The organism is Armatimonadota bacterium, assembly GCA_020354555.1.
In the GTDB taxonomy this organism is placed as follows: Bacteria; Armatimonadota; Hebobacteria.
The window spans coordinates 4,859,929-4,866,371 of record CP070648.1; the positions used below are offsets into that span (position 1 = coordinate 4,859,929).

At 67.6% G+C, this 6,443-nt stretch carries 6 protein-coding genes; all 6 read right to left on the bottom strand.

Annotated elements, in window-relative coordinates:
• Positions 1–1,215, bottom strand: a 1,215-nt coding sequence (locus tag JSV65_19980; protein ID UCH34764.1) for a DNA mismatch repair protein MutS, incomplete at its 3' end; no start/stop codon positions are given.
• Between the two features lie 225 nt (positions 1,216–1,440).
• Positions 1,441–2,763, bottom strand: a complete 1,323-nt coding sequence (gene miaB / locus JSV65_19985; GenBank protein UCH34765.1) for a tRNA (N6-isopentenyl adenosine(37)-C2)-methylthiotransferase MiaB — start codon at positions 2,761–2,763, stop codon at positions 1,441–1,443.
• 126 nt (positions 2,764–2,889) lie between these two features.
• Complete coding sequence (locus JSV65_19990; protein UCH34766.1) at positions 2,890–3,903, bottom strand: zinc-binding alcohol dehydrogenase family protein; 1,014 nt, start codon at positions 3,901–3,903, stop codon at positions 2,890–2,892.
• A 100-nt stretch (positions 3,904–4,003) separates the two neighbouring features.
• Entirely contained in the window at positions 4,004–4,771 is a 768-nt protein-coding gene (gene hisF, locus JSV65_19995) for an imidazole glycerol phosphate synthase subunit HisF (GenBank protein ID UCH34767.1), read from the bottom strand.
• A 63-nt stretch (positions 4,772–4,834) separates the two neighbouring features.
• On the bottom strand, positions 4,835–5,608 hold the full coding sequence (locus tag JSV65_20000; protein UCH34768.1) for a sugar phosphate isomerase/epimerase: 774 nt from the start codon (positions 5,606–5,608) through the stop codon (positions 4,835–4,837).
• Positions 5,609–5,641: 33 nt separating this feature from the next.
• Positions 5,642–6,443: RNA methyltransferase (locus JSV65_20005; GenBank protein ID UCH34769.1), on the bottom strand; the 802-nt coding region annotated here is incomplete at its 5' end.

Consider the following 6,443-nt stretch of genomic DNA (forward strand, 5'->3'; position numbering starts at 1 on the left):
GAGCTTGGGCAGGCTGGACAGGGAGTCGCGCAGCGCGACGAGTTCGCGCGCGTTGGCGGTGCCGGCGGCGGCGCGACCGGTGACGCGCTCGAGGTCCTGGATGGAACGGAGCATATCGCGCACGCTCGCGCGGAGCAAGGCATCAGCGCGAAGCGCCTGAACCGCCTCGAGGCGCCCGCGGATCGCCGCGGGATCGAGCAGCGGCGAGAGTAGCCAGCGCCGGAGCAGGCGCGCGCCCATGGAGGTGGCGGTTTCGTCGAGCAGCCACAGCAGGCTGTTGGCGCGACCGCCGTCGCGCAGGGACTGAGTCAACTCAAGGTTGCGGCGCGTCGCGGCATCGAGGATCATGAGGTGCGACAGCGAGTAAGTGGTGATGCCGCGGATCTGGTCGAGGGCGGATTTCTGGTTATCCTGGAGGTAGCGCAGGGCCATGCCGGCGGCGAGGATGGCGAGCGGCATGTCCTCGCAGCCGAAGCCCTGCAGTGACATGGTGCCGAAGTGGCGCGTGAGGAGCTGGTAGGGCGTGTCGAGGCCGAAGTCGTCCTCGGCGAACTCGGTAATACGGGTCGGGGTCGAATTGTGCATCAGTTCCGTGAAGGCGGCGTCCTGCGCGAGTTCCGCGGGGAGCAGCACTTCCGCCGGGGAGAGGCGCGAGATCTCCTCGAGCAGGGAATCCTCGACGCGGTCGGCGCGCATCTGGGTCACCGCGAACTCGCCGGTTGAGGAGTCAACGGCGGCGAGACCCCACTCGCGGCTCGCGGCGCGAGTGGACGCGTCATCGCCGTGCGAGGCCGTACCGCTCACGACGACCGCGACCAGGTAGTTGTTGCGGCGTTCGTCGAGCAGGTAGTCCTCGACCACCGTGCCGGGGGTGAGTACGCGCGTGACTTCGCGCTTGACGAGCTGGCGGGCTTTGCTCGCATCCTCCACCTGGTCGCAGATGGCGGCCTTGTGGCCGGCCGCGATGAGGCGGGCGACGTAGCGCTCGACGGCGTGGTGAGGAACGCCGCACATCGGAATACGGCGGCCTTTGCCCACTTCGCGGGAGGTGAGCGTAAGGTTGAGGATGTCGGCGGCGAGTTTGGCGTCGTCGCCGAACATCTCGTAGAAGTCGCCGAGGCGGAAGAGGAGGATAACGTCGGCGTGCTCGCGCTTGATCGCCTGGTACTGGGCGAGCATGGGGGTGAGCTGGTTGTCCGCGCGCGCTTTGGTCACGTTTGGTCTCGTCGGATGGCAGCCGAGGACGGCCGTGCCACCACATCACGCCGAAGCCGCTGACGGCCGCGCAGCCGGTCTCCACCCGCAATCGCGCAATGGTCAGACACCCCTATTAGTTCGGTGGAGCAGGCGTCTCGCCTGCCATGAGCTTGAGTGATGGCGGCGCGCGGTAAGGAGTCGGCGACCGACCCCTGCCGCCGACAGCAATACGCTCCGGCGAGTTCAGGGGGACATAACTGCCTGCCCCTCGATGCCCCAGACGTGGCCGGCGGTAGCCTTCACGGTGACGAATTCCCCGATCAGTTCGGGCGGCCCGTCGAAGACCATGAGCTTGTTCTGCCGCGTGCGGCCCGAGAGGCGCGTTTCGTCTTTGGCGCTGGGGCCTTCGACGAGCACGTCGAATTCGCGGCCGACCGCGGCCTGGTTGATCGCGGTGCTGATCGCGTTCTGCATGTCGATGAGCTCAGCGAGGCGGCGCTGCTTGGTTTCTCTTGACACGGAGTCGGGCAGCGTTGCGGCGGCGGTGCCCTCGCGCGGGGAATATGCGAACATGAATGCCTGATCGAACCGTATGCAGCGGTATATCTCCAGGCTCGCGCGGAACTGCTCCTCGGTCTCGCCCGGGAAGCCGACGATGATGTCGGTGGACAGCGCGAGGTCAGGGATGATGCCGCGCGCCAGTTCGGCCTTGCGCAGATAGTCGGCGACGGTGTAGCGGCGGTTCATCGCGGCCAGCAGGTCGTCGTGCCCGGCCTGAAGCGGCAGATGGATGGCCTCGCAGACCTTGGGCAGGTCGGCGACGGCGCGGAAGAAGTCCTCCTCGGCGTCTTTGGGGTGCGAGGTCGTGAAACGGATACGCTCTATGCGTTTCACGTCGTGGACGAATTCCAGAAGAGCCGGGAAGTCGCGCTCGGTCGGTGTGTCCGCGCCGTAGACGAGAACGTTCTGGCCGAGCAGCGTAATCTCGCGGCAGGCCCGCTGAGCGAGGTGCTCGACTTCGGTACGGATTTCCTGGGACGGGCGGCTGTGCTCCGGGCCGCGGACGTGCGGGACGATGCAGTAGGCGCAGTAGTTGGTGCAGCCCTCGATGATCGGGACGAAGGCGGTGAGGGCCGGCGGGGCTTCGGGCAGCGATGGGTCGGCGTCCACGAGCGCCAGGTCGGTCTGCCGCTCCCCGGTCTTGTGCACGGCGTCGGTCAATTCCGCCAAGCGCGAGAGCCGGCGCGGGCCGACGAGGATGTCGGCGTTCGGCGCGCGGTCGAAGATGCGCTCCTGTTCCTTCTGCGCCATGCAACCACCGACGGCGATGACCATATGCGGCCGCTCGCGCTTGAGGGCACGAAGGCTGTCGAGGAAGCCATAGACCTTGCGCTCGGGGCGCGCGCGGACACAGCAGGTATGAAGGTAAACGAGGTCGGCGTCACCGGCATCAGCGACCGGCCGCCAGCCGAGGCTGCGCAGTTGAACGCCGATGCGTTCCGCCTCGGCTTCGTTCATCTGGCAGCCCCAGACCTTGACCAGGAATGTTCGGTCGGTTGTGTCCATCAGCGGTGTGATCCCGGCCTGGATTATTCATACTACGCTTGAAGTGCGTGCTGGGCGGCGCTGCGCGCTGGCTGTCTTGTGCGTTCGACGCGGCGGCGGGTGTTCCTCGGCAACGGCGCTGAAGCTTCAGCCGCCGGGCATAACGACGATGACCTTCTCCACCCCGTTCGGGGCACGAGCGGCAAGTTCGAGGGCGTCGTCGGCCCGGTCCAGCGGGAAGTGGTGGGTGACCATCGGCTGAGGCTGAACCGCACCGTCCGCGATCATGTGCAGCGCCTCGGGGATGGCGCCGGTCGTCATACGAGACCCGAGGAGATCCAGTTCGCGTTGGATCAGCGTCCACGGGGCTATCGGAATCGGCTCGCGTATCAGGCCAAGCAGGATCACGCGTCCGGCTGCGGCGACCAACTCAAGCGCCTCCCCCACCGCGCGTGGTTCTCCGGCCGCCTCGATGACGAGTGGGAAGCCGTCGCCATGGGTGAATTCGGCGGCGGCGCCGGGGGCTGTGTCGGCGTGAACGACGGCATCGGCACCGAAGCGACGAGCGAAATCCATGCGGTCGTCGCGCAGTTCAGTGACGAAGGTTCGTGCGCCCATGGCCTTGGCGACCTGGAGCGCCGACAGCCCGATCGGCCCCGCGCCGAGGATGGCGACGGACTCGCCTCGCTGCAGGCGTCCGCGATGGATTGCCTGGAGCCCTATCGCCACGGGCTCCGCGAGGACGGCGTCCTGGGCGCTGATTCCCGACGGCACTCGGTGCAGATTCGCGGCGGGCAGCGCGACCAACTCAGCGAGCGCGCCGTCGCGATGGACGCCCATCACGGAGACGTTGACACAGCAATTGTACCGTCCCTGGCGGCAGGGGTAGCACTCGCCGCAGCTTACCGCCGGATCGCCGACCACGAGGTCGCCCGGATTGACGCCGCTGTCCGCGGGCGCCGCGACGACGTGTCCCGCGAACTCGTGGCCCGGTATCCGCGGGTAGGAGAACACCGGGTGTTCTCCCGCGTAAGCGTGGCGATCCGTGCCGCAGATGCCGGCGGCGAGGACGCGAACGAGGGCTTCGCCGGGCTGAGAGCTCGGCTCCGGCGCCTCGGTGACGCGCGCGCGTTGTGGGGCTTCGAGGATCAGCGCTTTCATTGGACGATGGCGAGCACGCGCGACGCGACGCACCTCCGACGCGATTTCCCATGAGATGGACGGGACATCGCGCAGTCAGGAGCCCGCGCGCCCAGGGAAGTCAAAGGCGCACCGGGACGCCGCGGCCAGCGAGATACTCCTTCGCCTCGCGGATACCAATCTCCCCGAAGTGGAAGACCGAGGCGGCGAGCACGGCGTCGGCCTTGCCCTCCACGATGGCGTCGTAGAAGTGCTCCAGCGTGCCGGCGCCGCCGGAGGCGATGACGGGCAAACCCGTCGCCTCGGCGAGCATGCGGTTGAGGAGGTTGTCGGACCCCGCCTTCGTGCCGTCGGTATCCATGCTGGTCGGGAGTATCTGCCCCGCGCCGGCGTCGCGACAGCGCTTGCCCCAGTCAATGGCATCAATCCCCTCGGGCTGGGTGCCGCCGCGCGTGACGACTTCGTAGCCGGATGGCATCTCCTGATTGCGGCGCACGTCAATGGCGACGATGAGCCGCTCGGAGGTGAACTTGCCGGCGATGTCGCGAACGAGATCGGGATTGCGCACCGCCGCGGTATTGAGTGAAACGGCCGACACGCCGATATCGAGGAGTTGCTGCACGTCATCGACGCTGCGGATGCCGCCGCCGACGACGAGGGGCACGGTGACGGCGCCGACGGTCTTGCGCAAGACATCGAGCATTGTCCCGCGGCCTTCGACGGTCGCGGAGATATCGAGGAATGCGATCTCGTCCGCGCCCGCTTCACTGTAGGCGCGGCCGGCCTCGACCGGGTCGCCGGCGTCGCGGAGGTCAACGAAATGGACGCCTTTGACGACGCGGCCGTCTTTCATGTCGAGACACGGGATGATGCGGCGATAGTCGGGCATTCGGTTATCCTTTCTCAGCCTTCTGCGCTCTCAGAATGACAGCCGCCGCTCGGACGCGGGCACCTAGCCGAACCAGCGCTCCATGGCGTCGAAGCACCGTGCGGCGGTGCGCTCGGGGTCATCGCCCAGCGCGAACATGTCCACCGTGTAGTCGCCTCGATAACCGAGGCCGTCGAGCGCGCGGCGGGCGGCGGCGAAGTCAATCTCGCCCTCGCCTAATACGAGATGCTGATGCACCTTGCCTGCAATGTCTTCGATGTGGGTGTGGACAATCGCCGCGCCAATTTGCGCAATCGCGGCTGTCAGATCGGGCTCAGTGATGTGCGCATGGCCGATGTCGAGATTGACGGCGACGCGCGGCGAGGCGAGGCTCTCCATGAACGCGCGCATGTCGTCCACGGAGGAGATGGCGAGTCCCGGCTCCGGCTCGAAGGCAAGGACGACGCGTTCCCTGCCATGGGCCAGCAGGCGGCGCGTCAGATCCAGCGCCGCTTCGATCTGCTGCTCCTCGCGCCCGGCCTCGCGGCGCATGGTGTTGAGGACAACGACGGGGCATGCCATGCGCTCGGCGACTTCGACGGCGAGCAGTGAGTTCTCGGCGCGCTCTTCCGGCGGCCGGCCGTCGCCGTGATATGAGATGCTCGAGAGCCCGAGCCCGAGTTCGTTGAGGAGCGCGGCAATGTCGCGACATCGCGCGGGGTCCATGTCCGCCGGCTGTGTTTCCGGATGCTCGAGGCACAGCTCGACGGAGCGGTAGCCGATGTCGCGCAGCGTGCGGAGCGTGCGATCAACGGGCCATGCGGCGAAACCTGCGGTGCGAAAGCCAATGCTGTGCATTCCGTGATTCTCCGTGCAGCCGGGGCTGCTGTGCTACATGTCGCGCACGGCGCGCAAGCATTCATAGAGGAGGACGCCCGCGGCGACGGTGACGTTGAAGGAACTCGCCTGACCGGCGACCGGGATAGCTACGACGTCGTCGGCGAATGCCCTTGCTTCGGAAGACACTCCTTCGCTTTCGTTGCCGACGATGATGGCGCAGCTGCGATCGAGGCCGGCGTCTTGTACTGGCGTGCGTCCGTGGGCGGAGGTGGCGATGAGGCGCAGGCCGGATTGGCGCACGAGGCTGAGGTCGGCGAGCAGATCACGACTCAGCGCCAACGGCAGGCGCAGAATCGAGCCGGTGCTGGAGCGCACGGCGGCGCGCGAGAAGGGCTCGGCTGAATCGGGGCCGAGGAGCATGCCGCGCGCTCCGCCGGCGTCGGCCGTCCGGAGCAGAACGCCGATATTGCGGGGGTCCTGAATCCGTTCGCACACGAGCAGCGGACCGCCAAGTTCGACGAGGGACTCCGTACTCGCCAGGCGCATCGGCGCGACGGCGACCGTGGTCGTCGAAGTGTCGTAGCCCGTGCCCAGGATCTTGGTCATCAGGCCGCGGCTCACGGTGTAGCAGCGCGTGCCGGCCGCGGCGAGGGTTGAGCGCAGCGACGCCCCGACCTTCGCGCCCTCCAGGACAAAGACGTCGCAGGCGCCCGCCACCGCGAGCGCCTGCTCGACCATCGCTTCGCCTTCGATCAGGAACTGCTGCGCCGCGGCGCGGCCCGCAGGAGTCAGCAGCGCCCGAGCCAGCCGCACGGCGGGATGTTTTAGGCTGGTGATACGTTCGTAGGAATCA

Excerpts from the sequence above, each read along its gene's own strand:
- miaB (UCH34765.1), bottom strand. The coding sequence starts at position 2,763 with ATGGACACAACCGACCGAACATTCCTGGTCAAGGTCTGGGGCTGCCAG.
- JSV65_20000 (UCH34768.1), bottom strand. The coding sequence starts at position 5,608 with ATGCACAGCATTGGCTTTCGCACCGCAGGTTTCGCCGCATGGCCCGTT.
- JSV65_19990 (UCH34766.1), bottom strand. The coding sequence starts at position 3,903 with ATGAAAGCGCTGATCCTCGAAGCCCCACAACGCGCGCGCGTCACCGAG.
- hisF (UCH34767.1), bottom strand. The coding sequence starts at position 4,771 with ATGCCCGACTATCGCCGCATCATCCCGTGTCTCGACATGAAAGACGGC.